This window comes from Saonia sp., from assembly GCF_056326165.1.
Genome location: NZ_JBWFBN010000015.1, coordinates 24,360 through 51,287 on the forward strand (window position 1 = coordinate 24,360; position 26,928 = coordinate 51,287).

The 26,928-nt window shown below is 35.2% G+C and carries 27 protein-coding genes; 16 read left to right on the top strand and 11 right to left on the bottom strand.

Annotated elements, in window-relative coordinates:
- The first annotated feature begins 11 nt into the window (after positions 1 to 11).
- The 3 genes from AC000W_RS12695 (at position 12) to AC000W_RS12705 (ending at position 2,209) form a co-directional block, all read left to right on the top strand.
- On the top strand, positions 12 to 797 hold the full coding sequence (locus AC000W_RS12695; protein WP_474748808.1) for an SDR family oxidoreductase: 786 nt from the start codon (positions 12 to 14) through the stop codon (positions 795 to 797).
- A gap of 91 nt (positions 798 to 888) precedes the next feature.
- The gene (locus tag AC000W_RS12700) at positions 889 to 1,731 is read left to right on the top strand and encodes an endonuclease/exonuclease/phosphatase family protein (protein WP_474748809.1); all 843 of its coding nucleotides are present in this window, start codon (positions 889 to 891) and stop codon (positions 1,729 to 1,731) included.
- A gap of 100 nt (positions 1,732 to 1,831) precedes the next feature.
- A complete protein-coding gene (locus AC000W_RS12705; RefSeq protein ID WP_474748810.1) occupies positions 1,832 to 2,209 on the top strand; it encodes a DoxX family membrane protein in 378 nt (125 codons plus the stop codon).
- A gap of 48 nt (positions 2,210 to 2,257) precedes the next feature.
- Here the strand turns inward: AC000W_RS12705 and AC000W_RS12710 are convergent, their stop codons facing one another.
- The 3 genes from AC000W_RS12710 to AC000W_RS12720 all read right to left on the bottom strand — a co-directional run bounded on the left by AC000W_RS12710 (position 2,258) and on the right by AC000W_RS12720 (position 5,271).
- Positions 2,258 to 2,785 (bottom strand): DUF4136 domain-containing protein, encoded by a 528-nt coding sequence (locus AC000W_RS12710; protein ID WP_474748812.1) that lies wholly within the window; start codon positions 2,783 to 2,785, stop codon positions 2,258 to 2,260.
- 58 nt (positions 2,786 to 2,843) lie between these two features.
- The gene (gene obgE / locus AC000W_RS12715) at positions 2,844 to 3,845 is read right to left on the bottom strand and encodes a GTPase ObgE (RefSeq protein ID WP_474748813.1); all 1,002 of its coding nucleotides are present in this window, start codon (positions 3,843 to 3,845) and stop codon (positions 2,844 to 2,846) included.
- 316 nt (positions 3,846 to 4,161) lie between these two features.
- A complete protein-coding gene (locus AC000W_RS12720; RefSeq protein WP_474748815.1) occupies positions 4,162 to 5,271 on the bottom strand; it encodes an adenylate kinase in 1,110 nt (369 codons plus the stop codon).
- Between the two features lie 131 nt (positions 5,272 to 5,402).
- Here AC000W_RS12720 and AC000W_RS12725 point away from each other — a divergent pair, with 131 nt between their 5' ends.
- From AC000W_RS12725 to AC000W_RS12750, 6 genes are all read left to right on the top strand, one after another.
- Entirely contained in the window at positions 5,403 to 6,557 is a 1,155-nt protein-coding gene (locus AC000W_RS12725; protein ID WP_474748816.1) for a 5-(carboxyamino)imidazole ribonucleotide synthase, read from the top strand.
- A gap of 4 nt (positions 6,558 to 6,561) precedes the next feature.
- Positions 6,562 to 7,050, top strand: coding sequence for a 5-(carboxyamino)imidazole ribonucleotide mutase (gene purE / locus AC000W_RS12730; RefSeq protein ID WP_474748818.1), 489 nt, complete (start codon positions 6,562 to 6,564; stop codon positions 7,048 to 7,050).
- An 83-nt stretch (positions 7,051 to 7,133) separates the two neighbouring features.
- Positions 7,134 to 9,149, top strand: a complete 2,016-nt coding sequence (locus tag AC000W_RS12735) for a M3 family metallopeptidase (protein WP_474748820.1) — start codon at positions 7,134 to 7,136, stop codon at positions 9,147 to 9,149.
- 45 nt (positions 9,150 to 9,194) lie between these two features.
- The gene (locus AC000W_RS12740; RefSeq protein ID WP_474748821.1) at positions 9,195 to 9,824 is read left to right on the top strand and encodes a Crp/Fnr family transcriptional regulator; all 630 of its coding nucleotides are present in this window, start codon (positions 9,195 to 9,197) and stop codon (positions 9,822 to 9,824) included.
- 82 nt (positions 9,825 to 9,906) lie between these two features.
- Complete coding sequence (locus tag AC000W_RS12745) at positions 9,907 to 10,404, top strand: DinB family protein (protein WP_474748823.1); 498 nt, start codon at positions 9,907 to 9,909, stop codon at positions 10,402 to 10,404.
- 44 nt (positions 10,405 to 10,448) lie between these two features.
- Positions 10,449 to 10,796, top strand: a complete 348-nt coding sequence (locus AC000W_RS12750; RefSeq protein ID WP_474748824.1) for a hypothetical protein — start codon at positions 10,449 to 10,451, stop codon at positions 10,794 to 10,796.
- 62 nt (positions 10,797 to 10,858) lie between these two features.
- On the opposite strand, the gene AC000W_RS12755 is transcribed toward AC000W_RS12750, so the two are convergent.
- Positions 10,859 to 11,206, bottom strand: coding sequence for a rhodanese-like domain-containing protein (locus AC000W_RS12755; RefSeq protein ID WP_474748825.1), 348 nt, complete (start codon positions 11,204 to 11,206; stop codon positions 10,859 to 10,861).
- Positions 11,207 to 11,279: 73 nt separating this feature from the next.
- Here AC000W_RS12755 and AC000W_RS12760 point away from each other — a divergent pair, with 73 nt between their 5' ends.
- Positions 11,280 to 11,834 (top strand): sigma-70 family RNA polymerase sigma factor, encoded by a 555-nt coding sequence (locus tag AC000W_RS12760; protein WP_474748891.1) that lies wholly within the window; start codon positions 11,280 to 11,282, stop codon positions 11,832 to 11,834.
- A gap of 226 nt (positions 11,835 to 12,060) precedes the next feature.
- Here the strand turns inward: AC000W_RS12760 and AC000W_RS12765 are convergent, their stop codons facing one another.
- Positions 12,061 to 12,885, bottom strand: coding sequence for a UbiA prenyltransferase family protein (locus AC000W_RS12765; protein ID WP_474748827.1), 825 nt, complete (start codon positions 12,883 to 12,885; stop codon positions 12,061 to 12,063).
- 205 nt (positions 12,886 to 13,090) lie between these two features.
- Between AC000W_RS12765 and gcvP the strand changes: the two genes are divergently transcribed.
- The 4 genes from gcvP to AC000W_RS12785 all read left to right on the top strand — a co-directional run bounded on the left by gcvP (position 13,091) and on the right by AC000W_RS12785 (position 18,674).
- Entirely contained in the window at positions 13,091 to 15,937 is a 2,847-nt protein-coding gene (gene gcvP, locus AC000W_RS12770) for an aminomethyl-transferring glycine dehydrogenase (protein ID WP_474748828.1), read from the top strand.
- A gap of 167 nt (positions 15,938 to 16,104) precedes the next feature.
- Positions 16,105 to 17,160: a 3-oxoacyl-ACP synthase III family protein gene (locus tag AC000W_RS12775; protein ID WP_474748830.1), complete on the top strand. Its 1,056-nt coding sequence runs from the start codon at positions 16,105 to 16,107 to the stop codon at positions 17,158 to 17,160.
- 1 nt (position 17,161) lies between these two features.
- On the top strand, positions 17,162 to 17,680 hold the full coding sequence (locus tag AC000W_RS12780; RefSeq protein ID WP_474748831.1) for a methyltransferase: 519 nt from the start codon (positions 17,162 to 17,164) through the stop codon (positions 17,678 to 17,680).
- Positions 17,681 to 17,828: 148 nt separating this feature from the next.
- Positions 17,829 to 18,674: a glycosyltransferase family 2 protein gene (locus AC000W_RS12785; protein WP_474748832.1), complete on the top strand. Its 846-nt coding sequence runs from the start codon at positions 17,829 to 17,831 to the stop codon at positions 18,672 to 18,674.
- Here AC000W_RS12785 and pafA read toward each other — a convergent pair.
- Positions 18,666 to 20,348 (bottom strand): alkaline phosphatase PafA, encoded by a 1,683-nt coding sequence (gene pafA, locus AC000W_RS12790; RefSeq protein ID WP_474748834.1) that lies wholly within the window; start codon positions 20,346 to 20,348, stop codon positions 18,666 to 18,668. The genes AC000W_RS12785 and pafA overlap by 9 nt on opposite strands.
- Before the next feature lie 113 nt (positions 20,349 to 20,461).
- Here pafA and AC000W_RS12795 point away from each other — a divergent pair, with 113 nt between their 5' ends.
- On the top strand, positions 20,462 to 21,199 hold the full coding sequence (locus tag AC000W_RS12795) for an MlaE family ABC transporter permease (protein ID WP_474748835.1): 738 nt from the start codon (positions 20,462 to 20,464) through the stop codon (positions 21,197 to 21,199).
- A complete protein-coding gene (locus AC000W_RS12800; protein ID WP_474748837.1) occupies positions 21,199 to 21,966 on the top strand; it encodes an ABC transporter ATP-binding protein in 768 nt (255 codons plus the stop codon). The genes AC000W_RS12795 and AC000W_RS12800 overlap by 1 nt, the downstream gene beginning before the upstream one ends.
- A 1-nt stretch (position 21,967) precedes the next feature.
- Here the strand turns inward: AC000W_RS12800 and AC000W_RS12805 are convergent, their stop codons facing one another.
- Genes AC000W_RS12805 through AC000W_RS12825 form a run of 5 tightly spaced genes read right to left on the bottom strand, consistent with a single transcriptional unit; the run spans position 21,968 to position 26,882 of the window.
- Complete coding sequence (locus AC000W_RS12805) at positions 21,968 to 23,413, bottom strand: DUF389 domain-containing protein (protein WP_474748838.1); 1,446 nt, start codon at positions 23,411 to 23,413, stop codon at positions 21,968 to 21,970.
- 3 nt (positions 23,414 to 23,416) lie between these two features.
- Positions 23,417 to 24,496 (bottom strand): mannose-1-phosphate guanylyltransferase, encoded by a 1,080-nt coding sequence (locus AC000W_RS12810; RefSeq protein ID WP_474748840.1) that lies wholly within the window; start codon positions 24,494 to 24,496, stop codon positions 23,417 to 23,419.
- A gap of 42 nt (positions 24,497 to 24,538) precedes the next feature.
- Positions 24,539 to 25,138: a SprT-like domain-containing protein gene (locus tag AC000W_RS12815; protein WP_474748841.1), complete on the bottom strand. Its 600-nt coding sequence runs from the start codon at positions 25,136 to 25,138 to the stop codon at positions 24,539 to 24,541.
- Entirely contained in the window at positions 25,138 to 25,818 is a 681-nt protein-coding gene (locus AC000W_RS12820) for an SDR family NAD(P)-dependent oxidoreductase (protein WP_474748843.1), read from the bottom strand. The genes AC000W_RS12815 and AC000W_RS12820 overlap by 1 nt, the downstream gene beginning before the upstream one ends.
- A complete protein-coding gene (locus AC000W_RS12825) occupies positions 25,818 to 26,882 on the bottom strand; it encodes a M28 family metallopeptidase (RefSeq protein ID WP_474748844.1) in 1,065 nt (354 codons plus the stop codon). The genes AC000W_RS12820 and AC000W_RS12825 overlap by 1 nt, the downstream gene beginning before the upstream one ends.
- Between the last annotated feature and the right edge of the window lie 46 nt (positions 26,883 to 26,928).

Here is a 26,928-nt window from a genome sequence, read left to right on the forward strand (position 1 = left end):
AAAAGAACAAAATGAATATATCACTCAAAGGAAAAAAAGCATTGGTTGGCGGTAGTAGCCGCGGTATTGGAAAAGCAATTGCGCAACAATTGGCTCAAAGTGGAGCCAGCGTTACCCTAATGGCTCGCAGTGAAGACAAGTTAAAGAAAATTATTAGTGAACTACCTACTTCCTATGAGCAAAAACATCAATATCTTTTGGTTGACTTTACAGATTATGAAAGTTACAAAAGTGTAATCTTTGATTATTTTAGAAATAACACCATTGATATTCTTGTAAATAATACTCAAGGTCCTTCGGCTGGTGGGGCACTAGAAAAAAAAGTGGACGACTATCAGAATGCGTTTGACCTTCTTTTTAAATCGGTTGTTTTTACAACAGAACTTGCTTTAAAGCAAATGATAAAAAACAAATGGGGGCGTATTATCAATGTCGCTTCTGTGTCTGTAAAAGAACCTCTCTCATATTTGGCATTGTCCAATTCCATTAGGGCCGCTGTGGTTACTTGGGCAAAATCCTTGGCCACAGATGTGGCACAACATCAAATTACAGTTAATAGTGTGCTTACTGGTTATTTTGATACGGAGCGCATACATGACCTTAACGAAACCAAAGCCAAACAATTAGGAATTCCCGTTGAGGAAGTCAAATCCAATATGGAAGCCCAAGTACCTGTAAAACGAATTGGAAAACCTGAAGAATATGGTTTTTTGGTCACCTTTTTGGCATCAGAAAAAGCGGCTTATATCACTGGCACCAATATTCCTATTGATGGAGGCCTGCTAAAATCCCTATAAATAATTTCTAATGTTAATATTTGGTTATCGATATAAGTCCTTCCCAATTACTTTTTAGGATTTATTAATTTAGTTCTTCCAATTAAAAAGTATGAAACAGCATCTTAAATATTACATAATATCACTGATATTGGCTTCCACTTTTTCATTTGGACAAACGACTTCAGTAATGTCGTACAACATACGGTACGACAATCCAAAGGATGGAGAGAATTGGTGGGAAAAACGAAAAGAATCGGTCGTGGGCTTAATCAATACTTATTCACCCCAAGTTTTTGGTATACAAGAAGGGCTGCTCCATCAAGTGGAATATCTTGAAAGTTCTTTGCAAAATTATAAATACATTGGTATTGGTAGGGACGATGGTAAAAAAAAGGGAGAATACAGTGCCATTTTTTATAATACCACCAAATTTACCTTAATAGAACAATCTACTTTTTGGCTGTCGGAAAAAAGTAATAAGGTTTCTATTGGTTGGGATGCTTCCATGGAAAGAATATGCACATTTGGCTTGTTTGAACACAAAGAACTAGGGAACAAAATATGGGTGTTCAATGCCCATTATGACCATATTGGCCCTTTGTCCAGGGAAATGTCCTCCAAACTGATTTTAGAAAAAATAAAAGGTCTTAACACAGAGAATCTTCCAGTAATTTTAATGGGAGATTTTAATAGCACCCCAGAAAGTATTCCCATACAAACACTTTCATCTCAATTAAATGATTCTTATATAATTTCAAAAGAGAGACACAAAGGCCCCGTAGGGACATTTAATGGTTTTAATCCTGACCAAGAATTGGACGACAGAATTGATTATATTTTTGTCAAGGGTATCAATGTAACGTCTCATCTTCATATAAACGATAAAAGAAAAGACGGCTTTTTTATATCTGACCACTTGCCCGTGCAGACAAATTTAGAGTTCAAAGATTAAACAAATTTCATTACATTGTAATACTCTAAAAATGAGACGGATGTAAGTCAACTCATTTCTTGACGACTATTTTTTAATAACCTTAAAACAAACTATTCTTATGAATTCAAAAGTTTTATTAGTATTACGAATTATTTTCGGGCTGTTCCTATTGATGTTCGGGCTGAATAAATTCTTCAATTTCCTCCCTATGGACAACAGTTCTATGAGTGAAGCAGCAATGGGTTATATGGGTGGTCTTATGGCGACCAAAACGGTTCCACTTATTGGAATTGTTGAAATTTTAGCTGGATTAACTCTTTTACTTAACAAATTTGCCCCTTTGATGATGCTTATTTTAATGAGCGTCTCTATCAACGCAGTGTTGTTCCATGCAACATTGGAACCGGGGACTATTTTGGGGTCAATCATTCTATTGGTTCTAAATATTGTTATGCTTTATGCATACAAAGACAGTTATAAAAGTTTACTATCATAAGGAAGTAACCCTTTAAAGTAAAAAGGATGGCTATGTAGCCATTCTTTTTTATTGTCTATTTTTAGGCGGATATTTAGAAAGTACTTTTTCCACAACTTGCCTTAACACAGTCTCCCTATCATTGGGTGATGCATTGTCCCTAAAAGCACTTTCGCTTACAGCTTGCCAAAAAAGGAAATCTTTTTGAACATCAATAAAATCGAATTGAATTTGACGTTCCATACCAGAACGCCCAATGGGCAACCCAATGGATACCCCTCCCCCAACATTTCCACCAGTACCCCCTACACCAACCCCAACAGTATTCCCGCTTGGGTTTCTATAGGAATTACTAATTATATTGATATAAAATTCTGGTTCCTCAGAAAGTAAGAGTCCTTTTCCCACCATAGTGGAGTCAATAATCTTGAACAAACGTTTGGCATCTAACTCGCTCAAGCCTGTTTCCATTTCAGGATAATAATTATAGGTTGTATAATTGGTGAAATTGGTTTCTTTGTCATAATCATAATTGACATGTACGGTGCCACATGAGGTCAAAATCAAAATGCCCATAATAACACTTAACCTATTCATTTTTATCAATTTAAATAAAAATAATAAATTTTGAGGTATGGCTAAAGGAAAGCAGTAGTTATTCGTTCAACATCGCCCAAAGCCTATCTTTAAGCTCCTGAAGACCTTGTTGGGCAACTGAGGAAACAAACATATAAGGAGTATTTTTAAAGTCTTTGTCCAGTTCAATTCTCATTTCATCCATCAATTCATCATCCAACATATCAGATTTGGAAATAATTATCAATCTTTCTTTATCCAAAAGTTCAGCATTATACCTGCGAAGTTCATCCAAAAGGATTTCATATTCTTTACTAATATCTTTACTATCCGCAGGAATCATGAACAAAAGCATTGCATTACGCTCAATATGCCTAAGGAAATAATGCCCAAGACCCTTCCCTTCAGCAGCTCCTTCAATAATTCCAGGAATATCTGCCATTACAAAGCTCTTGAAATCACGATATTCAACAATCCCTAAATTTGGTTTTAGAGTGGTGAATTCATAGTCCGCTATTTTTGGTTTTGCAGATGTCATTACAGACAACAGCGTAGATTTACCAGCATTTGGAAAACCTACCAAGCCAACATCGGCCAATACCTTTAATTCTAGTATAAAGTCCGCTTCTTGTCCAGTAATACCCGGCTGTGCATATCTTGGTGTTTGGTTGGTAGATGTTCTAAAGTGCCAGTTACCACGACCACCCATGCCTCCAGGAAGAAGAATCTCTTCCTGTCCAATTTCAGTTATTTCATATAAAACCTCATTGGTTTCAGCATCCTTTATAACGGTTCCCAAGGGAACATCCATATAAACATCTTGCCCATCTGCTCCGCTACTCCTATTTTTGCTACCATGTTCGCCGTGACCAGCTTTAAAATGGCGTTTGAACTTAAAACTGAGAAGTGTCCAGAGGTTTGCATTACCTCTAAGAATTACATGACCTCCACGACCTCCATCTCCACCGTCTGGGCCACCTTTGGTAATAAACTTTTCCCTATGCAAGTGCACAGATCCTTTACCTCCATTACCCGAAGTCACATGCACTTTTACATAATCTACAAAATTGCCTTCGGTCATTTTAAATAGGTTAAAAATTTAAAAAATAAGTATCATTCCTCTTATTAAATACAAGCTTGGAATAATAGAAATAGTAGCGAAAATTAATTTCCTTATTGGTTCATTTTTAATTTCTGAGATTAACAAAATAAAGATTATGAACCCTATGACCACCGTAATTAAGAATATTATATAAAACACAAAATTCTTTTCTATAAACATAGTACTCACAAGAAATGACAAAAAAATTATAATAGAGTACTTTTCAAAAAAGCTGAAATTTCTTTTTATAAACATCATTTTGATTACATATTATTTCATTTAACAAAAAAGAAAATCAATCCAACTCCTCAATTACTTTGTTTAATCGTTCAGTAATTTCTTCAATAGTACCTATACCATTTACACTGTGAAACTTACCCATATCCTCATAAAAATCTTTTAATGGGGCCGTTTTGTCATTGTATTCATCAAAACGATAACGTATTTTCTTTTCATCTTGATCATCTGATCTACCACTTACTTTCCCTCTTTCCAAAAGACGTTGTATTAATACCTCATCATTGGCTTCCAAAGCAATTGTAGCATTTATTTTCATATCCTTAGACTCTAAAAATGCATCTAAAGCTTCCGCTTGTGCAGTAGTTCTTGGAAAACCATCAAATATAAATCCGCTAGCATCTGGATTTTTTTCCACTTCGTCTTGTAACATTTGTATGGTCACCTCATCAGGAACCAATTCTCCTTTATCAATATATGACTTTGCCAAAGTTCCCAACTCTGTACCATTCTTAATATTGTAACGAAATACATCGCCCGTGGAAATATGTTTTAAATTATATTTTTCTTTTAAAAATGTGGCTTGGGTACCTTTACCCGCACCAGGTTTTCCAAAAAGGACAAGGTTAATCATATGATGGTGGTTTACTTGGTATACTTCTCTTAAGTTTCTACCCAATTCTTTATAATCTAGACCATAACCTACTATAAACTTATTCGGGATTTCCAATCCTACATAGTCTATGGTATATTCGCCATTATAAATATCAGGCTTATGAAATAAGGAAGCTATTTTAAATTCTTTTACTTTGGTTTTGGAAAACAGGTGTACCAATTCTTGCAAAGTGCGGCCAGTATCAATTATATCTTCCAAAATAATTACACTTTTTCCATCTATATTTTCTGGAACATCCAACAAAGTTTCAACAATACCTGTAGAGGTTAATCCACGATATGAGCTCAATTTTACAAACGAAACTTCGCAAGGATGTTGATAGGCTTTTAAAAAATCTGAAACGAACATAAAAGCACCATTGAGAACACCCACAAAAACGGGAGTTTTATCTTTATAATCAGCAGCAATTTTATCGGCAACATTTTTAACTGCCAATAGTATTTCCTCCTCACTAAGAAATGGTTTAAAATATGTATCGTGAAGCTTTATCAAGTCTCAAAAAATTAATAGGTTGGCAAAGATAGCATTTTGAACGCTGTTTTTAAATTTAAGGCATTGGTTTTCATATTTAGCTGTATTTTTGTCTTGAAAACAAGGTTTTATACCCTTGAAATATGCTTTACATGAACTATTTTTCTTCTGATTTTAAACTGGGAATTCTTGGTGGAGGGCAATTGGGAAAAATGTTATTGTACGAAACCAGGAAATTAGATATTTACACCTTGGTTTTAGACCCCTCTGATGAAGCTCCATGTAAGATTGCCTGTAATGAATTTTTTCAAGGTGATTTATTAGATTTTGATGCAGTTTACAACTTTGGAAAAAATGTAGATGTACTTACTATTGAGATAGAAAATGTAAATATAGATGCCTTAGAAAAATTGGAGCATGAGGGTGTTAAATTATACCCGCCAACAAAGGCATTAAGAACTATACAAAACAAAGCAACCCAAAAACTGTTTTATACAGACCATAATATTCCAACTGCACCATACACCCGTTTTGCATACACATCCGAAATAAAAGATAGTATTGCCAATGGTGGTTTACAATTTCCTTTTGTTTGGAAAGTTGCCCAGTTTGGGTATGATGGTCAGGGCGTAAAAGTAGTACGCGCATTAAAAGACTTGGAAAATTTACCCAATGCAGAGTGCATAGCTGAGGAAATGATTCCTTTTAAAAACGAATTAGCTGTTATTGTTGCAAGAAGTGTAACTGGCGAAGTAGTTACATATCCTGTGGTGGAAATGGAGTTTCACCCTGAAGCCAACCAAGTAGAATATGTTATCTGCCCAGCCCGTATTGATGCTGCCGTTGCAAAAAAGGCAACTGAAATAGCATTACAGGTTTCTAATGAACTACAACATGTTGGCCTTTTGGCTGTTGAAATGTTTCAGACTACAGATAATCAAATTCTAGTTAATGAGGTTGCTCCAAGACCACATAATAGTGGGCACCATACTATAGAATCTAGTTATACCAACCAATTTGAGCAACATATACGTGCCATTTTAGGACTTCCTCTTGGAAACACTGAAAGCAAAGTTGCAGGAATTATGGTAAATTTGGTAGGAGCAGAAGGCCATACAGGTGATGTTGTTTATAAGAATATTGAAGCCATTTTAAAATTAGATGGTGTAACACCACATATTTACGGCAAAAAGCAAACACGCCCTTTTAGAAAAATGGGACACGTTACCATTGTGAATAAAGACCTTGTCATTGCAAGAAAGATTGCGCAACAAGTAAAAGAAACGATTAAAGTAATAAGTAAATAAAACTATGAGCAAAGTAGCAGTAGTTATGGGAAGCACTAGCGACCTCCCAGTAATGCAAGAAGCAATAGATATTTTAAAAGGTTTTGATATTGAGGTAGATGTAGATATTGTTTCTGCACACAGAACACCAGAAAAGTTATTTGACTTTAGTAAAAATGCCCATACTAACGGCTACTTAGTAATTATTGCTGGGGCTGGTGGGGCTGCTCATTTACCAGGTATGGTTGCCTCTATGTCGCCTTTACCAGTTATTGGAGTTCCTGTAAAAAGTAGTAATTCTATAGACGGTTGGGATTCTATTCTTTCTATTCTACAAATGCCAGGTGGTGTACCTGTAGCAACTGTTGCCTTAAACGGAGCTAAAAATGCAGGAATCCTTGCAGCACAAATTATTGGTAGCTCAGATAAATGTGTTCTAGACAAAATTGTTCTCTATAAAGAAGGGCTTAAAGAAAAAGTAATTAAAGGAGCTGAAGAAATTCGCAAAAACTAGAAATTTCAATATCTAACTGTCTGGTCAAGCGGAGTCAAGACCTTAGACAAAATCATCAATACAAACATCTTTTCATTAAAAATATGAATCCACTTCTTTCTCCATTTGATGCCGCACCATTTTCTATACTTAAAAATGAGTATTTTAAGCCCGCTTTTTTACAAGCCATAAAAGATGCTAGAGCAGAAATTGATGCCATAACAGCTAATACAGCTGCTCCCACTTTTGAGAACACAGTTGTTGCCTTAGATTTTGTTGGACAGCAATTGGATAGAATATCAAGCATGTTTTTTAACTTGAATTCTGCTGAGACCAATGAAGAAATTCAGAAAATAGCCCAAGAAATTTCTCCGCTTCTATCAGAATTCGGGAATGATATCACTCTGAACGAAGAACTGTTCAAAAAAATAAAATCTGTTTATGATAGTAAGGATTCGTTAAGCCTTAACATTGAACAACAAACTTTACTAGATAAAAAATACAAAAGTTTTAGTCGCAATGGTGCCAACTTACCGGAAGACAAAAAGAAACGCCTTCGGGAAATTGATGCTGAATCTGCAAAACTAAAACTCACCTTTGGAGAAAATTTATTGGCAGAAACCAATAAATACCAAATGCACTTGACCAATGAAGAGGATTTAGATGGATTACCAGACGGAGCCAAAGAAGCAGCGGTGCAACTTGCAAAGTCCAAAGATTTGGATGGTTGGCTCATTACCTTGGATTATCCTAGTTATATTCCGTTTATGAAATATGCCTCAAACCGTGAACTTCGCAAAGAACTGTCCATGGCATTTGGCAGTAAAGGTTTTAAAGGTGATGAACTGGACAACCAAGAAAATGTATTAAAAATTGCCAACTTAAGGCATGAAAGGGCCAACCTTTTAGGATACAAAACGCACGCTCACTTTGTTCTAGAAGAGCGCATGGCAAAAACTCCAGAGAAAGTATTGGAGTTTTTAAATGAGTTATTGGAAAAAGCAAAGCCAGCCGCAGAAAGAGAATTTAAACAGCTTGAAGGTTTTGCCAAAGAATTAGACAATATAGACCAACTACAGAAATGGGACGGTAGTTATTATTCTGAAAAACTAAAGCAAAAACTATTTAGCCTAGATGATGAACAATTAAAACCATACTTTAAATTAGAAAATGTAATTGGTGGGGTTTTTAAAGTGGCTGAGAAATTATACGGACTTACTTTCAAAGAAGTTTTTGATATAGATAAATACCATGATGAAGTAAAAACATATAAGGTATATGATGAAGAAGGTGATTTTATTTCACTTTTCTATGCGGATTTCCATCCTAGAGCAGGAAAACGAGGCGGGGCATGGATGACTTCCTTTAAGACACAATATGTTGAAAATGGAATCAACGTACGTCCACATATATCTAACGTATGCAATTTTACCAAGCCTACAGAAAGTAAACCATCTCTTTTAACTTTTAACGAGGTTACTACCCTATTTCATGAATTTGGCCATGGGTTGCATGGCATGTTGGCAAACACTGTCTACCCAAGTTTGTCTGGCACCTCTGTATATTGGGATTTTGTAGAACTACCAAGTCAAGTACTAGAAAACTGGTGCTATGAAAAAGAAGCTCTAGAGCTTTTTGCTACGCATTATGATACTGGCGAAGTTATCCCAATGGAGTTGGTACAGAAAATAAAAGATTCTGCCACCTTTCAAGAAGGTATGGCAACCTTACGACAATTGAGCTTTGGATTATTGGATATGTCATGGCATGGAGCAGACCCCTCAAATATTAAAGACGTAAAAGTTCATGAAACTGAAGCCTTTAAAAATACAAACTTATACCCAAAAACAGCAGAAACATGTATGAGTACCGCTTTTGCACATATCTTTCAAGGAGGATATTCATCTGGGTATTATAGTTATAAATGGGCAGAGGTTTTAGATGCAGATGCTTTTGCATATTTTAAGGAAAAGGGTGTTTTCAACAAAGAAGTGGCAACCAAGTTTAAGGACAATATTCTTTCTAAAGGCGGCACCGAAGATCCTATGGAACTCTACAAGCGCTTTAGAGGAGCTGAGCCAAAAATAGAGCCTTTATTGGAAAGGGCTGGGCTAATTTAACAACATAATTATATTCTTTGTATGATTATCATTTAATATTTAAAAATGACCGTTACAAAAGAATTATTAAAACAAATAAATCTTTTTTCTGAATCTCAGCTTCAGGAAATAATCATTAAAAACTGTACGCTACAAACTTTTGAAAAAGGTGATGTAATAGTAAGAGAAGGCCAATATGTAAAAGTTGTTCCTATAGTCATTACAGGTATCATTAGGGTTTTCCAAACAAAAGAAGACAGGGAAATATTATTGTATTATGTTGAGCCAAGACAAACTTGTATGATGTCTCTTTCTGCTTGCTTTTTTAACAATGAGAGTCCGTCACAAGCAATAGCATTGGTGAAAACCGAGGTTTTGCTCATCCCAACCAGGTTCATTGCTAAATGGCAGAAAGAATTTTCCTCATGGAACAACTTTGTAATCAAAACCTTTAGAAATAGATACGATGAATTGCTATACTCATTTGAAAGCGTAGCTTTTGACCACATAGATAAAAGGGTTATAGAGTATCTTAAACTTAGGGCGACAAAAACTAAAACCAATAAAATAAAAATATCCCATCAACAACTTGCCAATGAATTGGGTACTACCAGGGTTGTAATTTCAAGAATACTTAAACAGTTTGAAATTAATGGAATGGTTTATTTACACCGTGGAATGATCGAAATAAAATAATTTTCATCTCTGTATCTTTTGATACCGTTTTGGAACCCTTATCTGAACTTAATTTGTATTGTAATCTTAAAACAATATAAAAATGAGTTCAAAAAATTTAATTTCGGAACTAGAATTTGAAAGAACATCTACCCAAAAACTTTTAGAACGCCTTCCCGAGGATAAATTAACTTGGAAACCCCATCCCAAAGCAATGACTTTAGGCCAATTGGCCCTTCATGTAGCAACAATTCCAGGACGAATAGCAACATTTGCCAATAATGGTTCTACAACCGCTGAAGTTCTAATTAAACACCCTTTATCTGAAAACAAAGATGAAATCCTTCAAAGCTTTGATCAAAGTTACAAGAGTGCTATTTCTATTCTTCAAGATGTAGATGCAGATTGGGATTCCAAAAAATGGATTTGCAAACTTGGCGAAAAAGAAATTATCAACTGGCCAAGACCTACCCTGTTACGCTTTTTAATGTTGAATCATTGGTATCATCACCGGGGAGCTTTGGCAACATATTTAAGGGCTTTAAATGTACTTATTCCTTCAATTTATGGACCATCAGCAGATGAAAACCCTTTTGTTTAACCTAAAAAAGAGGGGGAAATGTATTTCCCCCTCTCTATTATACTATGTTTAAATATCACTCCTTTATATTAATTGGATGTAGTCTAATTAGCTTTATTGGTCATTATTTACAGTTTGAGATCGCAAGAATTACTCCTTGGATTCCTGCAGTAATTGGTTCATTGATTCTTATAATAGAAAAATACGTAAAAGGAAAGGCAACTAACTATTTATTGTTATTTATAACAATTGTTTTTGGAATAATAGTTACTACAATGTGCATAAAGTTTTTGCCGCAAGGGTTTCAGCCGCTTCGAAAAAGAATCATTTTTTCAACCATGACTTTTTCTAGTTGGGCAACAGTTATTTATGAAATAAACAGTAGTTATCAGGCGAAATATTTGGATGATTAAAAAATAACCAAAAGTTCAACTTTCAGCATTTAAATAATTTGCATGAAAAGTTTGCTCTGAGATTATTTTTCTTTCCAAGCATCATAGCCTCCCAAAAGGTTTACCACTTTATAACCCTTGGATTCCAGTAGCTCAGAAGCCTTACCACTTCTTCCCCCTACCTTGCAATAAAGATAAATTGTTTTACCCTTATCGATTGTTTCAAACTGCTTGGCAAAATCTTCATCAAACCAATTAATATTCAGGGCATTGTCCAAATGTCCGGCATTATATTCTTCTGGAGTACGTACATCCACTAAAATGCCATTTTCAATATCAGCTTGTGATAGTTCTGTGATAGGAATTTCCTTTTTTTGTGAACAACCTATTTGACTAAAAATCAATACAAAAAGAAATAGAAAACGCTTCATAAATACTTGTTTTTACCAAAGCTAATAATATTTAATGATAAAAAATTCCTTTACTTTTGATATCGAAGAAAAAATGACAACAAATCAATTACATCCTAACAAATGGGTGGATGCTTATGCAGACTACCTTTTTAACTATGCAGTAGCTCGCGTAAGCGACTCTGAGGTCGCCAAGGATTTAGTACAAGAGACTTTTTTTGCAGGTTTAAAATCGGCCAAGAACTACAAAGGAGATGCCACAGAACGCACATGGCTCATTGCTATCTTAAAAAGAAAGGTAATTGACCATTACAGAAAAATAAATTCAAAAAAAGGGAAGGCCGAAGTTCGTATTAATTATGGTTCCAATACTGATTCCGATGGGGATTGGCTAGAGGAACAAGTTGCGGACCCGTTTAGTACTTTGGAGAATGATTTTATTGAGAATGAAGAATTGGGACTGGCCATACAGGATTGTATCGCCAAACTACCAAAAAAACAGTCATTGGTCTTTACCATGAAAACAATCCAGGGAGTAAGTACAGAAGATATTTGTAAAGAGCTTGGAATAAATCCGTCTAACCTTTGGGTAATGATACATAGAGCTAGAACAGCTCTTATGGGTTGCCTCAATGAAAATTGGTTTTAATTATGATTTCTTGCGAAGAAGCAGCAACAATATGCAACAAGACACAATACAAGGAAGCTACCTTTATTGAGAAGTTAAATCTTAAGCTTCACATGCTTATTTGCAAAACATGTTCTAAATTCAGTAAAAAAAATTCGCACCTTACTTCACTTTGCAATAAAGCTGAACTCCATAGCCTTACGGAAGCAGATAAAGTGGACATGAAAGAGAAAATAAAGCCTAAGCTTTAAATCCACATCCCTAACCCAAAAATTAATACCCACCAAAAAATAGGAATTGCCTCTACCCAAAAAGATGAGAAATATTTTTTTTGACTTCTATTGGTAATAAACATCAATACACCCAATCCCAAAAACAAAATTCCTTTCGAAATAGTTTCCAAAAGCGAAAGCTCATCAATCAAAAAAGTCAAAAAGAAAAAAAGAACCACAGTAAAGGCCCCTATTATTTTTGTTCTAGCAACACCATAACGCTGTGGTAACGTTTTTAAGTCGGGCGAATCATACTGTAAATCTCTAATTTCAAAGGGTAAAAGCAATATCAATACTAAAAGAAAACGCTGGGAGGCTTCTATCCATACATCCCAATTTATGTTTTTCTGGGCTGCGACTATTGGTAAAACAACTGTGGTTCCAGCCCATACCAATGCCACTAAAAATATCTTAAGAACACCTAAGCTTCTCAAATTTTTTGATTTAGGAAAAACTGGTAAAGCATAAAAACCAGTTAACAAAACCATTACAGCAAGAGCCTTCCAAATATGGACAGGTAAAAAATAAGCATGGTACAAAGCAATACCCAAAGCTATAAAACTTACAAATTGAATATTTTTATGGTATCTGTTTGCCACCAAAATATACTTCTCTGCCTCTACTCCATATTTTATAAAATTATAACAAGCGATGGTGCCAAAAAAAACAAAAAGGGCAAGATGGTTGTTCAATGGAATTTCCAAAAAAAAATGTGAAATATGAAAAAGAGCAAGAACAGAAAGTGCCACATGGATACTGGCATCCAGATAAAAATCAAAAAAACGTTTTATCCAGTTCATTGTTTTAAATTTCAATTGAAAAGCTAAAATGTATCAATAAACATCTAAGTGTTTTTTACTAATTATAGCTTGCTTATTGAACAAAAATAGCCAAACTGTTAATAAGGTGATGTTTTGGTTAAAAACTTTAGCATACAGAGACACTTTATCGGTGACTTTTGACATAATTAATAGCTATTTTTGAAGCTCTTTTTTATGTGAAATTATGAAGACAGATGTGTTTGCATTACGCCATATTGGTGTATGGGAAGAAGACCAAGAGCATATGCTAAAAACTATTAGCGCAGATAGCTTGGATCAACTAATACAAGAAACCATTCCGAATGATATTCGGTTAAAAGAACCATTGAATCTCTCCGTTGCCATGAGTGAGCATGAGTTCTTGACACACATCAATAATCTGTCTGAAAAAAACAAGGTGTTTAAATCCTATATCGGTTTGGGTTATCATGAGTCCATTACACCCTCCGTTATTCAAAGAAATATATTGGAAAACCCGGGCTGGTACACAGCCTATACACCTTACCAAGCAGAAATTGCACAAGGCAGATTGGAAGCTTTATTGAATTTCCAAACCATGGTAACCGATTTAACAGGAATGGAACTTGCTAATGCGTCCCTTTTGGATGAAAGTACAGCGGCGGCAGAGGCTATGACCATGCTCCTTAACGTAAGAAGTAGGGAGCAAAAGAAAAGAGACGTAGTAAAGTTCTTTGTCTCAGAGGAAATTCTGCCACAAACCTTATCATTATTACAAACCCGTTCCACTCCATTGGGAATTGAATTGGTTGTAGGTAACCATGAAGAATTTAGTTTTGGAACAGATTTTTATGGTACCATCTTGCAATACCCAGGCAAACATGGACAAGTTTATGATTATGCTGATTTTGTAGTAAAAGCTAAAGAGAACGATATTAAAGTAGCGGTTGCGGCGGATATTCTTAGTTTGGTTTTATTAAAGGCCCCAGGTGAAATTGGTGTGGACGTTGTAGTGGGCACTACACAGCGTTTTGGAATTCCGTTAGGTTATGGCGGTCCCCATGCTGCTTTCTTTGCAACAAAAGAAGAATACAAAAGAAATATTCCGGGCAGAATCATTGGTGTCACCAAAGATATGGATGGCAACAGTGCCATGCGTATGGCTTTACAAACTCGCGAACAACACATTAAAAGAGACAAAGCCACTTCCAACATTTGTACCTCACAGGTTTTATTGGCTGTTATGGCAGGTATGTATACCGTGTATCATGGACCAAAAGGGTTAAAATATATTGCTAACAAAGTACACCGTTCAGCAAAGTCTGTAAGTAGAACCCTAGAGAGTTATGGGTTTGTTCAATTAAATTCAATTTTCTTTGACACGCTCAATATTTCAGTAAATAATACTTCTGCTTTAAAAGACATTGCCGAGAAAAAGGATATCAACTTTAATTATATTGATGAAAAAACTGTTTCAATCTCTATAAATGAAGCCTCAACAGAAAGTGATATTGAGAATATTATTTCTTGTTTTAGGGAATTGAATCTATCAAAAGAAAATATGTCATTTTCAACTTCAATAGATGATGTAATTCCAGAGTTCCTTCAAAGAGATACTCCTTTTTTGGAAGCTGAAGTATTTAATTCATATCATTCTGAAACCGAATTGATGCGTTACATTAAAAAACTGGAGCGTAGGGATTTATCCCTAAACCATTCTATGATTTCATTGGGCTCTTGTACCATGAAATTGAATGCCGCAACCCAAATGTTACCATTAAGTTCTCCAAAATGGGGGAACATCCATCCTTTTGCACCTATTAACCAGGTAGAAGGTTACCAAACAGTACTTAAAGAATTGGAACAAGATTTAAGCATAATTACAGGCTTTTCAGCTACTTCTTTACAACCCAATTCTGGAGCACAAGGGGAATTTGCTGGATTGATGGTTATACGTGCTTATCACAAATCTACAGGAGAAGGACATAGGAATATTTGTTTAATTCCTGCATCAGCACACGGAACCAATCCTGCATCAGCTGTAATGGCAGGCATGAAGGTAGTAGTAACCAAAACCGATGAAAAAGGAAATATTGACGTAGCTGATTTAGAAGAAAAGGCAATCTTATATAAAGATAATTTATCAGCATTAATGGTCACATATCCATCAACCCATGGGGTTTTTGAATCATCTATAAAACACATTACAAAAATTATCCATGATAATGGCGGACAGGTATATATGGATGGTGCAAATATGAATGCACAGGTTGGGCTTACCAACCCAGCAACTGTTGGAGCCGACGTTTGCCATTTAAATTTACATAAAACTTTTGCTATTCCGCATGGCGGTGGTGGTCCAGGGGTTGGACCCATATGTGTTGCAGAACAATTGGTGCCATTTCTTCCAAGTAATCCAATAATCAAAACTGGAGGTGAAAGTGCCATAACGGCCATTTCTGCAGCTCCTTGGGGAAGTTCATTGGTATGTTTAATTTCATATGCCTATATTAAAATGCTGGGGGAATATGGTCTATCTCAGTCCACAAAAATTGCCATTTTAAATGCCAATTATATTAAAACCAGATTGAGCTCTGGATATGATGTGCTCTATACAGGTGAACAAGGAAGGGCTGCACATGAAATGATAATTGATTGTAGACCTTTTAAACAAAATGGTATTGAGGTTACGGATATCGCAAAACGTTTAATGGACTATGGTTTTCATGCTCCTACGGTTTCGTTTCCAGTCGCTGGGACTCTTATGATAGAACCTACCGAAAGTGAATGTTTGGCAGAATTAAATCGCTTTTGTAATGCCATGCTTTCTATCCGACAAGAAATTGATAATGCTGAGAACCCAAACAATGTGCTAAAAAATGCTCCACATACTTTGGATATGGTGACTAGTAATGATTGGGATTTTCCATACACCCGCCAAGAGGCAGCTTTTCCATTACCATATGTTTCTGAGAATAAATTTTGGCCAAGTGTCAGGAGAGTAGATGATGCCTATGGCGATCGTAATTTAATCTGTACCTGTACCCCTATTGAGGCGTATGCCGAGATGTAAGAAGGACTCTTTTATGCAAAAAGCAAGGGTTTTTTAAGGATTTTTGTCAATCTCTCATAAAATAAAAATCAAGTATTAGTACCGTTGAACATCGTATAGATTGGGTACACTTTTTCTTCTAAAACCTATTTTTTCGGTATATTTAAGAGATTAATTATATTGACTATATGAATATTGGTATTACGGGGACTGGATGTTATGTTCCTTCCATAAAAATTGAAAATACAGATTTTAGTAAGCACGAATTTTTAAATGCAGACGGAACTGCTTTTGGCAATTCTAATGATGTAATCATAGAAAAGTTTAAATCCATTACCGGAATTTCGGAAAGAAGGTACGCTGAGAAAAATTTAAAAACTTCAGATTTAGGCTCGCTTGCCGCGGAAAAGGCCATAAAAGATGCAGGAATAGATAAGGAAGAATTAGACTATATTATATTTGCACACAATTTTGGGGATATTACCTATGGAGAAAAACAAGGGGACATGCTTCCAAGTTTAGCCACGAGGGTAAAACACAATCTTAGAATTAAAAATCCTAAATGTGTGGCTTATGACATTTTGTTTGGTTGCCCAGGGTGGATTGAAGGCGTAATACAGGCACAAGCATTTATTAAAAGCGGTATGGCAAAAAAATGTTTGGTCATTGGTGGAGAAACCCTTTCCAGAGTAACGGACCCTCATGATAGGGACAGTATGATATATTCTGATGGGGCTGGTGCTACCATTCTAGAAGCCGGTAGTGATGGAAACATACTCAACCATACCTCTGCCACATATGCTAATGGCGAGGCATATTATCTTTTCTTTGGAGAATCGTACAATCAAGAATCAAAAGAAGACACCAAATACATTAAAATGTATGGCAGAAAAATCTATGAATTTGCTGTAACACATGTACCACAGACTTTAAAAGATTGTTTGGATGAAACTAAATTTGGAATTGATGATATAAAAAAAATATTTATCCATCAAGCCAATGAAAAAATGGATGAAGCCATTGTAAAACGTTTTTATAAATTGTACAACAAGGAAGTTCCTAAAGGTATAATGCCCATGAACATTAGTAAAATAGGCAACAATTCCGTAGCAACCGTACCCACTCTTTTTGATATGGTAAGACGTGGAAAGATTGAAAATCAGGATGTGCAAAAAGGAGATGTTGTTATCTTTGCCAGTGTTGGTGCCGGAATGAATATCAACGCCATTGTCTATAAATACTAGCATGTACAAGGTATACCCAAGCAAAAGATACAAACACACATTAGAATTTCTTCAAAAACATATTTCTAAAGACCAAGCCATTTTGGATTTAGGCGTAGAAAATCCTTTTTCTACCATCTTAAAACAAGAAGGATATATAGTCACCAATACGAAAGGTGAAGATTTAGATGTTGATTTTTCTTCGGTTATTGCATCAAAAGAACAAGTGGTAACAGCTTTTGAAATTTTTGAGCATCTCTTAGCCCCATTAAATGTACTTAAAGAAATAAAAGCTGATAAATTAGTTGCCAGTATCCCAATGCGTTTGTGGTTTTCATCTGCATATAGAAGCAAAACCGATATGTGGGATAGGCATTACCATGAATTTGAAGATTGGCAATTTGATTGGCTCTTGGAAAAAGCGGGCTGGGAAATAAAGGATCGAGCAAAATGGACTAATCCAGTTAAAAAAATTGGAATTAGACCTTTGTTGAGGCTTTTTACACCCAGATATTATATTGTGTATGCTGAACGAAAATAGCTCTTCTCTGATTATTATGTCGTCTTGAACAAAGTCGAAAGGTTTCATAATCGGAAATAATTTTAATAAAATTTGGATTTCTCTTTTCATTCGAAATGACTTTTAGATTCAATATGTATTTGTAATTTGCTTTTTGAAACTATCAACCATGCAAATTAGTATTATCATTCCTGCTCATAACGAAGAAACTTATCTAAAAGACTGTTTGGATTCTTTTGTTGAGCAAACTGTTCTACCAAATGAACTTATTATAGTAGATGATAATTCAAGTGACAACACTTACTCAATTGTTTCAGAATATGCAAAAAAACATGATTGGATTCGGGTAATTCAAAATACTTCAACCGATGAACATACTCCAGGAAAAAAAGTAGTGGATACCTTTAATTTAGGATTAAAACATGTATCGGAATATAATTTAATCGGAAAGTTTGATGCTGATTTAATTCTCCCTCCTACCTATTTTGAAACCATGCTAAACCATTTTCAAAGCAATTGGAAATTGGGCATGTGCTCTGGGCTTTTATTTATAAAAAAAAATGGGAAATGGGTATATGAAAACATTGCCGACAAAAACCACATTCGGGGGCCCATTAAACTATATCACAAAGCCTGTTTTGATAAATTAGGAGGTTTGCGTCCTGCAGTTGGCTGGGATACAGTAGATGTGCTTTTAGCAAAATATCATGATTTTGATACAGTAACCGATGCTTCTCTACATGTAAAACACTTGCGACCTACGGGGCAATCTTATTCTAATAAAAACAAATTTGCAAAAGGAGAAGCTTTGTACAAAATGCGCTACGGACTACCCTTAGCTAAATTGGCAGCCCTTAAAATGGCTTGGCAAGCCAAAAGCCCAACTCTTTATATCAATATGATTTTTGGCTATCTAAATGCTTTTTTTAAAAATTACCCAAGATTTGTCACCAAAAAAGAAGGTTCTTTCATTAGAAAATATCGTTGGAAAGGGATTTGGAATAAATTATTCTAACACCTCGCTAAGAGGTTTCCCTGTAGTTCCATTTGGAAATGCAATACCCAATAACGATGCAATCGTAGGAGCAATATCAGGAATTTCGGTTCTAGCCACAGTACTTCCTTTTTTAATTCCTTTTCCAAAGAACAATAATGGTACATGAGTATCATAAATTTGCGCAGAACCATGTGTGGAACCCGTTTCGGAATAATCTATATATCCTGGCTTCAAAACTAACAGAACATCCCCAGAGCGTTTTTGGTTGTATCCATTCTGTAATATATAAGGAATCCCTTTTGTATATGGGTTAGCCCACATTTGATGTGCCGTATATACTCTCTCTACAGCTTCATAATTTAATAGTTCCATGGCAATTTCTTCTTGGGCATCATCCAAATCCATATCCAAATTATCTATTACTTTATGGTCCAGAAAAACCTGTCCATTTGAGATGTTTTTTACCACGTCAGTAGTTCCAAATGTAAATTTTAGAAACTCCATAAAAGAATCCTTCATAGAACCCATGCCCTTGTTACTAGCTGGTATTTTATTATCTTTTAAATAATTAGGAACATCAATTGCACCATGATCGGCAGTTAAAAATACAGTATATTCACCAATACCAACCTGTGCATCCAAACCATTGAAAAGGCGTTCCAAATCCTTGTCCAACCTTAAATAAGTATCCTGAACTTCTTTTGAATTTACTCCAAATTTGTGACCCACATAATCGGTACTGGAAAAACTCACCGCTAAAAAATCCGGAATGTTGTCCATACCCAAACTTTCGGCTTTTAGAGTTTCTAAAGCAAAATCTGCAGTTATACTGTTTCCATATGCGGTAGCTTTCAATATGTCATATTCATCATTTTCATCCCAAAGACTTGGCACATCATGTGGAAAAGCGGAAGTGGTTTCTCCTTTAAACAAACCTTCATACTTATTTACATCTTCACCACTTTCCAAATATGTATTAATATCCTTGAGGGTATTCCAAGGTTTTTTATATTGATCTACACTACGCTTGGCATTAAAATCTTTTACCCATTGAGGCAAATCATTCATATAATAAGAACTGGTAATCCAATTCCCCTCATTTTCACCATAAAACCAATAAGCTGCATTTGCCGTATGGCCACCTGGTAAAACCGCTCCCCTATCTTTCAAAGCAATTGCTATGGTCTTACCTCGCATTTGGGTGTGCAATCTCAATTGATCGGTTATAGTAGTAACATTCATTCTATGAGGAGACATTTGGCCGGCATCGGTCATTGTTCCAACAGATACATAATTATCGTCAGAAGCACAATATACTTCCTTATCAATTTTCTTATCGTACCAATTGTTGCCAATAATACCATGGGTAGCTGGCGTAGTTCCTGTATAAACTGATGTATGTCCAGGCCCCGTACTGGTTGGAGCGTAATTAAAATGATTGTTCTTACAGGTAAATCCCTCGTTTACCATTCTTTTAAATCCACCCTCCCCATAATGACTCCAAAATCTGGTAAGATAATCATACCTCATTTGATCCACAACAATGCCCACAACCAATTTTGGAGAAGTAGACAAAGTAGCATCAGTTTGGATTATTGGTTGTTTTTTTGATTTTCTTTGTGCAACTGTCTCACTTATTGAAAAAACAAATAAAAAAGTCAGTGTAAATAGAAGGTATTTGTGTTTTATCATCTTGAATTTCTTATGGAAGTAAAATTAAAGAAAATAAGAGTTTAAAAGTTTAAATGAAGGTTAAATACCACCCATAATTGTTATTTTTACACCAAGAAGTATACTTTTACTACATGAATTATATAGCATCTATTGGCAGCTATTTTATTATGATATGGGAGGTTTTTAAAAAACCTACAAAATGGTCAATAATGAAATCGCTAATATTAAAGGAAATAGATGAACTTATTTATGGTTCTTTAGGCATTATTATTTTTATTTCATTCTTTATTGGGGGTGTTGTTGCTATACAGACTGCATTGAACATTACAAATCCTTTGATTCCAAGGAACTTAATTGGGTTTGCAACTAGGCAATCGGTTATTCTAGAATTTGCCCCCACATTTACCTCTATTATTATGGCTGGTAAAGTAGGTTCCTATATAACATCTAGTATTGGAACCATGAGAGTTACAGAGCAAATTGATGCACTGGAAGTCATGGGTGTCAATTCCTTAAACTACCTTGTATTTCCTAAAATTATAGCCATGCTTATGTACCCTTTTGCAATTGCAATTGCTATGTATGTTGGTATTTTAGGAGGTTGGATTGCAGGAGTTTTTGGCGGGTTTAGCGCTAGTGCTGACTTTATAGAAGGCCTACAAATGGATTTTATTCCTTTTCATGTTACCTATTCTTTTCTAAAAACCATTGTATTCGCTTTTGTTATTGCTACGATTCCATCTTTTCATGGCTATTATATGAAAGGTGGAGCTTTAGAAGTAGGGAAAGCAAGTACTACCGCCTTTGTTTGGACGAGTGTTGCAATTATTATATTGAACTATATTTTAACACAACTTCTCTTGGGCTAATGATAAAGGTGAACAATATATATAAGTCTTTTGGAGACACTGATGTTCTTAAAGGAATTTCAACCTCTTTTGACACAGGAAAAACCAATTTAATCATTGGACAAAGTGGCTCAGGAAAAACTGTTTTCTTAAAATGTCTATTAGGTCTATTTACACCAGAGGAAGGTAGTATAGACTACGATGGAAAGATTTACTCTGAACTTTCTAGTGCAGAAAAAAGAGATTTAAGACAAGACATGGGCATGGTTTTCCAAGGAAGTGCTTTATTTGATTCCATGACTGTTGAGGGCAATGTAATGTTCCCCTTGGGTATGTTTACCAAACAATCCAAATCTGAGATGCAAGACAGGGTCGATTTTGTTTTAAAAAGAGTGAATCTTATTGATGCACATCATAAATATCCTTCTGAAATATCTGGAGGAATGCAAAAAAGGGTGGCCATTGCTAGGGCTATTGTAATGAATCCTAAGTATTTGTTCTGTGACGAACCTAATTCTGGTTTGGATCCCAAAACGGCTATTCTTATTGACAACCTTATTAAGGAAATTACTGAAGAATATGATATTACCACAGTCATAAATACCCACGACATGAATTCCGTAATGGAAATTGGTCAAAAAATTGTGTTTCTTAAAAATGGCATCAAGGAATGGGAAGGCACTAAAAACGAAATCTTTAAAACCGACAACGAAGCTGTCACTAATTTTGTCTACTCATCCGAGCTATTTAAAAAAGTACGGCAGATGTATATTGAAGAAAGAAATTAAACTATTTAACCTGAATAGTACTGTCTTTTAGGCGAAGTTTCAACCAACTACTCAGTTTTTTAGTATCCTCATCTACTTTTTTCCTATTCGATATGTTTTTCCATTTTACTTCAAAAATAGGAACAGTATCAATTTTTTTGAAATCGGTTTTTATGGTACGTGAAAATCCTAGAGATTCCAAGTTCTCATAATTTACTTTTGCCTCAGCACTTATTTCTGAGAAAGGAATCTGGCTAGAAGCCAACTTACTCAACCCAGAAAGTTCATCTTCCAATAGGCGAATTCTTTCATCTTTATTCAGTAATTCAGCTTTTTTAGATTCGTATAACTCATTAACGTAATTAAACTTCTCTTCAGAGTCATCCCTGCCACCTTGAACCACTTTTAATTCCGTATTGTCAAGTTTGGAGTAATTGGCTTTCTGAGCTCTCCAAGTATCAATAATGTTTTCAGGTATTAATTCATCCCCCATACAAACCAATTCTATAACAGAATTCCCATCTTCATTATAATCGATTTGAGTAAGGTTCTCCATATATCTGCCTCTATCCTTAAATTGATATACAGCAATAGTCTCATTAATTAATTCCTGTGCTTGGGTCATATATCTAGATTCTTGAAGCGCATTATAAAAAGTATAACCCGCTGGTAACATTACCAAAATAGCCAAAAGAGAAGCTATTCGTCCAATAAGCCTCCTTCTTTTGGAATTAGCATAACGAACCATTGGAAAACGTAAATACTTAATTATTAAGAAAGTAGCTAAGCCAATAAAAATAGTATTAATGGTAAACAAGAACATGGCCTTTAAGGCATATTCCCCATTCCCTATTGCTAATCCAAACCCAACCGTACAAAGAGGAGGCATAAGTGCTGTAGCAATGGCAACCCCAAAAATCACACTTGCAATGGTTCCTTTTTTAGCTCGTGCAATTACTAATGCTAAACCTCCAAAAAAAGCAATTAATACATCTCTAATATCAGGTTCTGTTCTAGCCAAAAGCTCAGAAGACTCATGACGTAATGGAAACAAGGCAAAAAACAAGTATGCCGTAAGTATACTAAGCACTACCATTACCGCAAAGTTTTTTAGAGAACGTCTAAGAGTATCAATATCATTAATAGCCAAAGACATTCCCATTCCTAAAATAGGTCCCATTAAGGGAGAAATTAACATGGCTCCAATAACAACCGCTGTAGAATTGGCGTTTAATCCAACTGATGCAATAAAAATAGAACATACCAATATCCAAGATGTATGTCCTTTAAAAGGAATATCTGCAATGATGGACTCTTTGGTAGCATCTTGGTCAGTATTACTTCTTATATCAAGAAGTTCCGTTAGGAACTTTTTAGTACTTCCCAAAAGTCCTTGAAAGTCCTTTTTTACTTCCTCTACCCTATCGTCTGGGTTTGTAGAGTCATTGTTATTAAAATCTTGGCTCATATATTATCCGTACTGGTCTCCATAGGTGTCTTTTACCTTGCCGAGAACTTTCTTTATGTCTTGTTCTTTTGATTTAGGATAAATTAGTAGTACTTCTTCCTTATCGACAATAATATAATCATTTAACCCATCCACAACAACCACTTTCCCTTTTGGTGAACGAATCATATTGCCTTGGGCATCTTCACATAAAACCTGAGAGTTTACAACTGCATTATTGCTTTCATCCTTATCCAATTTATCATACAGTGAACCCCACGTTCCTAAATCGTTCCAATCAAAAGTAGCTGGTAGCACATAGATAGATTTGGACTGTTCCAAGATAGCATAATCAATGGAAACATTTTCCGCTTTAGGATAATTTTTATTTATAAAATCTTGTTCTTCAGTAGTATTATAACAAGAAATTCCTTTTTCAAAAAGTTCATATTGTGCTGGCTGATACTTTTTAAAGGCATTCACAATGGTATTTGCTCCCCACATAAAAATCCCGGCATTCCATAAAAAATTACCTTGTGCCAAAAACTCCTTCGCTGTATCGTAATCTGGTTTTTCCCTAAACTGGTTTACTTTTTTTAATTCAGAATCATTTCCTTTTTCATACTCAATATATCCAAAACCTGTATTCGGAAAAGTAGGTTTTATTCCCAAAGTACAAAGCACCTCCTCCTCTTCACATTTTGCAAAACAAGTTGTAACATTCTTGGCAAAAGCTTCTTCATCCTCTATCCAATGATCACTAGGTGCAACAATTATCACCGCATTTGGATTTTCTTTCTGAATCTTTAATGAAGCGTACAAAATACAAGGTGCTGTATTGCGCATAGCTGGTTCTAAAACAACTTGTTGTTGTTTTACCATAGGCAATTGTTCCAGTACCAAATCATTGTAGCGTTCATTAGTAAGAATTAAAATATTCTCTGCGGGAACAAATTTATTAAGTCTCTTAAAGGTCTTTTGAATTAAAGTATCCCCAGTTCCAAGCATATCATGAAACTGTTTTGGATAATCGGAAGTACTAATAGGCCAAAATCTTGACCCGACACCACCAGCCATTAAAACTGCGAAATAATTTTTATTCATAACCACTTTTTTAGGTCTCACTTACATTCAACCAAGTACTAATTAATCCTTTATCAACTCTACCTCAGCATTTGGCTGAAATAAGTACATTTTTCCAGTTGCCATTTCAACACATTCAAACCTTTTAACCCTTTTATTTCCTTTTTTGAACAGCTTCCCATTATATATTCTAAATATACTCCCTAGAGGCAATTCAAAAACATAAGTTTTATCCGTAGATGCATCAAATTGCTTCAAAGCTAAGGATAAATTGGCGTCTGTACCGCTGCTCGCTTTTGGATTTTTAAAATGATTCGCTAAAATGGGCAATAACTTCGATGGAAAGATTTCTGGTCTTATAAAAGGTAGCATTAAATATTGAAAAGTGTGTTTCCATTCCTTCCCATGAGGTTTTATTCTCCTACCATATTTTTCAAATGCCACCAAGTGGGCTATTTCATGAATTAGTGTGATTAGAAAACTATATTTATTAGAAGTGGCATTTACTGTTATTTGGTGAGAACCATTGGGCAGTCTTCTATAATCGCCATGTCTAGTAACCCTTTGATTTACAATCTTTAGATTAACCTCATACATTTTAACAAGTTCTAAACAAGGTGAAAGAGCACGCTCTGGAATATATTTTAGAAGGACTTCCTCCATTAAGGCGTACTATTACTTACCTGCAGCAATTTCCCATTGTAAAGTTTTTGCCCAGTTAGTGCAAACTCTTTAATGTATACTGCCATTTCCAATGCAGTTGTGGGAGCTTGGTAACCTGGAAAAGCTTCTTCAAGCATTTCTGTTTGCACAGCTCCGAGAGCCAAAACATTAAATGAAGGGCCTGTACTTTTGTATTCTTCAGCCAGTAACTCGGTCAAAGTGATTAATGCTCCTTTACTGGAACTATAGGCTGATAAACCAGCAAACTTTAAACTTCCTTGTACGCCACCCATAGAACTTATGTTTACCACATGTCCATTCTCTCCCATTTTGGGTAACACTTTCTTGGTGATTTGGGCCACCCCGAAGACATTTACTTCATACACCTTCATGAAATCCTCAATGGTGGTTTCTAAAAAAGGTTTACTCATTAACCTACCTGCATTATTTACCAAAACATCCACTGTGGGCATAAATGTTTCCATAAAATCAGTGAGTTTTTCCAAGTGTTCTGCGACAGATAAATCAAAAGGAAAACTAACAATATTAGGGTGCTTCAAATTCTTTACAGGCTCTTCGTTTCGGGACAAAGCCAATACCTTATGACCATCATCCGCAAAAAGCCTGGCCAGTTCAAAACCAATACCTCTACTAGTACCTGTAATTATAACATGTGCCATTAATTATATTTTACTTCTTTAGTTTTAGCATTGGCTATTCCTTGAATTACAGGAATCGATTTATTTACCAGCTTTGCCATATGTTCAAAATCCATTAAAGATACCTCATCCCCAACTTTATGATAATGGTCAAAATTTGTAAAATCAAAAGTACAATAGGTCTGCGATGGAACTCCAAACTCTTGATGAAAAGGATAGTTGTCAGATCGCTGAAACAAGTTAAACTCCTTTGCAGTAGGCAAGAATCCAATTAGTTTCTCTTTTGCATATTTATTGCTTACCTCAGCTAAATTGGAATTTTCATACCCTGTGACATACATAAAATAATCTTTGTCCACCAACGGTACTCCGACCATTTCAAAATTCAACATAGCATACAAATTCAAGTTTTGACTCTTTAACTTTTTTGCCAGATGCTTTGAACCCAAAAGGCCTTTTTCTTCAGCACTGAACAAAGCAAAAATAATGCTTCGTTTATTGGTTCTGGCATTGCCAAAATATCTGGCCAATTCTAAAACTGTGGTGGTTCCTGATGCATTGTCATTGGCCCCATTGGCAATCGCATCACCGTTTTCTGCTTTTATCTCACCAATATGGTCATAATGGGCTCCAACAATAATATATTCTTTCTTAAGATTGGCGTCATTTCCTTCAACAACTCCAACCACATTATAAGATGTTTTTTCAAAGTTTGATAAGGTATCTTTATAAGATTGAAAATATGGTGCTATGTTATTGGTCTCAAAAATATTTTCAATGTATTTGGCAGCTTCAGCTATTCCCTCACTACCAGAATCTCTTCCTTTTAAGTCATCAGAAGCTAAAAAACTTATGATTTCACCCACATTTTCCTTACTTGAAAAATTGATGGGTTTCGCTTCTCCCTTCACATATTTAGAAGATACAGGAATTTTATCGGGACTTTTTTGTTCCTCTGAAACTATACTTCCTTTTACACCCTCTGGACCACCAATAGTATCTGCAGCATTAGCTTTTGAAATTTTATTCGACCCACCACATGCTATACACAATGATGCAATCAATATTCCAATAATTTTTTTCATTTTACTTTATTTAGTATTGTTTAAAGATAAAAAAAGCATCCCAAAA

Coding starts and splice junctions, on each gene's coding strand:
- AC000W_RS12815 (WP_474748841.1), bottom strand. CDS start 25,138: ATGGAGGAAGTCCTTCTAAAATATATTCCAGAGCGTGCTCTTTCACCT.
- AC000W_RS12810 (WP_474748840.1), bottom strand. CDS start 24,496: ATGAATAAAAATTATTTCGCAGTTTTAATGGCTGGTGGTGTCGGGTCA.
- AC000W_RS12750 (WP_474748824.1), top strand. CDS start 10,449: ATGTTTAAATATCACTCCTTTATATTAATTGGATGTAGTCTAATTAGC.
- AC000W_RS12785 (WP_474748832.1), top strand. CDS start 17,829: ATGCAAATTAGTATTATCATTCCTGCTCATAACGAAGAAACTTATCTA.
- obgE (WP_474748813.1), bottom strand. CDS start 3,845: ATGACCGAAGGCAATTTTGTAGATTATGTAAAAGTGCATGTGACTTCG.
- AC000W_RS12735 (WP_474748820.1), top strand. CDS start 7,134: ATGAATCCACTTCTTTCTCCATTTGATGCCGCACCATTTTCTATACTT.
- gcvP (WP_474748828.1), top strand. CDS start 13,091: ATGAAGACAGATGTGTTTGCATTACGCCATATTGGTGTATGGGAAGAA.
- AC000W_RS12800 (WP_474748837.1), top strand. CDS start 21,199: ATGATAAAGGTGAACAATATATATAAGTCTTTTGGAGACACTGATGTT.
- AC000W_RS12795 (WP_474748835.1), top strand. CDS start 20,462: ATGAATTATATAGCATCTATTGGCAGCTATTTTATTATGATATGGGAG.
- AC000W_RS12805 (WP_474748838.1), bottom strand. CDS start 23,413: ATGAGCCAAGATTTTAATAACAATGACTCTACAAACCCAGACGATAGG.
- AC000W_RS12775 (WP_474748830.1), top strand. CDS start 16,105: ATGAATATTGGTATTACGGGGACTGGATGTTATGTTCCTTCCATAAAA.
- AC000W_RS12825 (WP_474748844.1), bottom strand. CDS start 26,882: ATGAAAAAAATTATTGGAATATTGATTGCATCATTGTGTATAGCATGT.
- AC000W_RS12740 (WP_474748821.1), top strand. CDS start 9,195: ATGACCGTTACAAAAGAATTATTAAAACAAATAAATCTTTTTTCTGAA.
- AC000W_RS12705 (WP_474748810.1), top strand. CDS start 1,832: ATGAATTCAAAAGTTTTATTAGTATTACGAATTATTTTCGGGCTGTTC.
- pafA (WP_474748834.1), bottom strand. CDS start 20,348: ATGATAAAACACAAATACCTTCTATTTACACTGACTTTTTTATTTGTT.
- AC000W_RS12725 (WP_474748816.1), top strand. CDS start 5,403: ATGAACTATTTTTCTTCTGATTTTAAACTGGGAATTCTTGGTGGAGGG.
- AC000W_RS12700 (WP_474748809.1), top strand. CDS start 889: ATGAAACAGCATCTTAAATATTACATAATATCACTGATATTGGCTTCC.
- AC000W_RS12755 (WP_474748825.1), bottom strand. CDS start 11,206: ATGAAGCGTTTTCTATTTCTTTTTGTATTGATTTTTAGTCAAATAGGT.
- AC000W_RS12710 (WP_474748812.1), bottom strand. CDS start 2,785: ATGAATAGGTTAAGTGTTATTATGGGCATTTTGATTTTGACCTCATGT.
- purE (WP_474748818.1), top strand. CDS start 6,562: ATGAGCAAAGTAGCAGTAGTTATGGGAAGCACTAGCGACCTCCCAGTA.
- AC000W_RS12760 (WP_474748891.1), top strand. CDS start 11,280: ATGACAACAAATCAATTACATCCTAACAAATGGGTGGATGCTTATGCA.
- AC000W_RS12765 (WP_474748827.1), bottom strand. CDS start 12,885: ATGAACTGGATAAAACGTTTTTTTGATTTTTATCTGGATGCCAGTATC.
- AC000W_RS12780 (WP_474748831.1), top strand. CDS start 17,162: ATGTACAAGGTATACCCAAGCAAAAGATACAAACACACATTAGAATTT.
- AC000W_RS12820 (WP_474748843.1), bottom strand. CDS start 25,818: ATGGCACATGTTATAATTACAGGTACTAGTAGAGGTATTGGTTTTGAA.
- AC000W_RS12745 (WP_474748823.1), top strand. CDS start 9,907: ATGAGTTCAAAAAATTTAATTTCGGAACTAGAATTTGAAAGAACATCT.
- AC000W_RS12695 (WP_474748808.1), top strand. CDS start 12: ATGAATATATCACTCAAAGGAAAAAAAGCATTGGTTGGCGGTAGTAGC.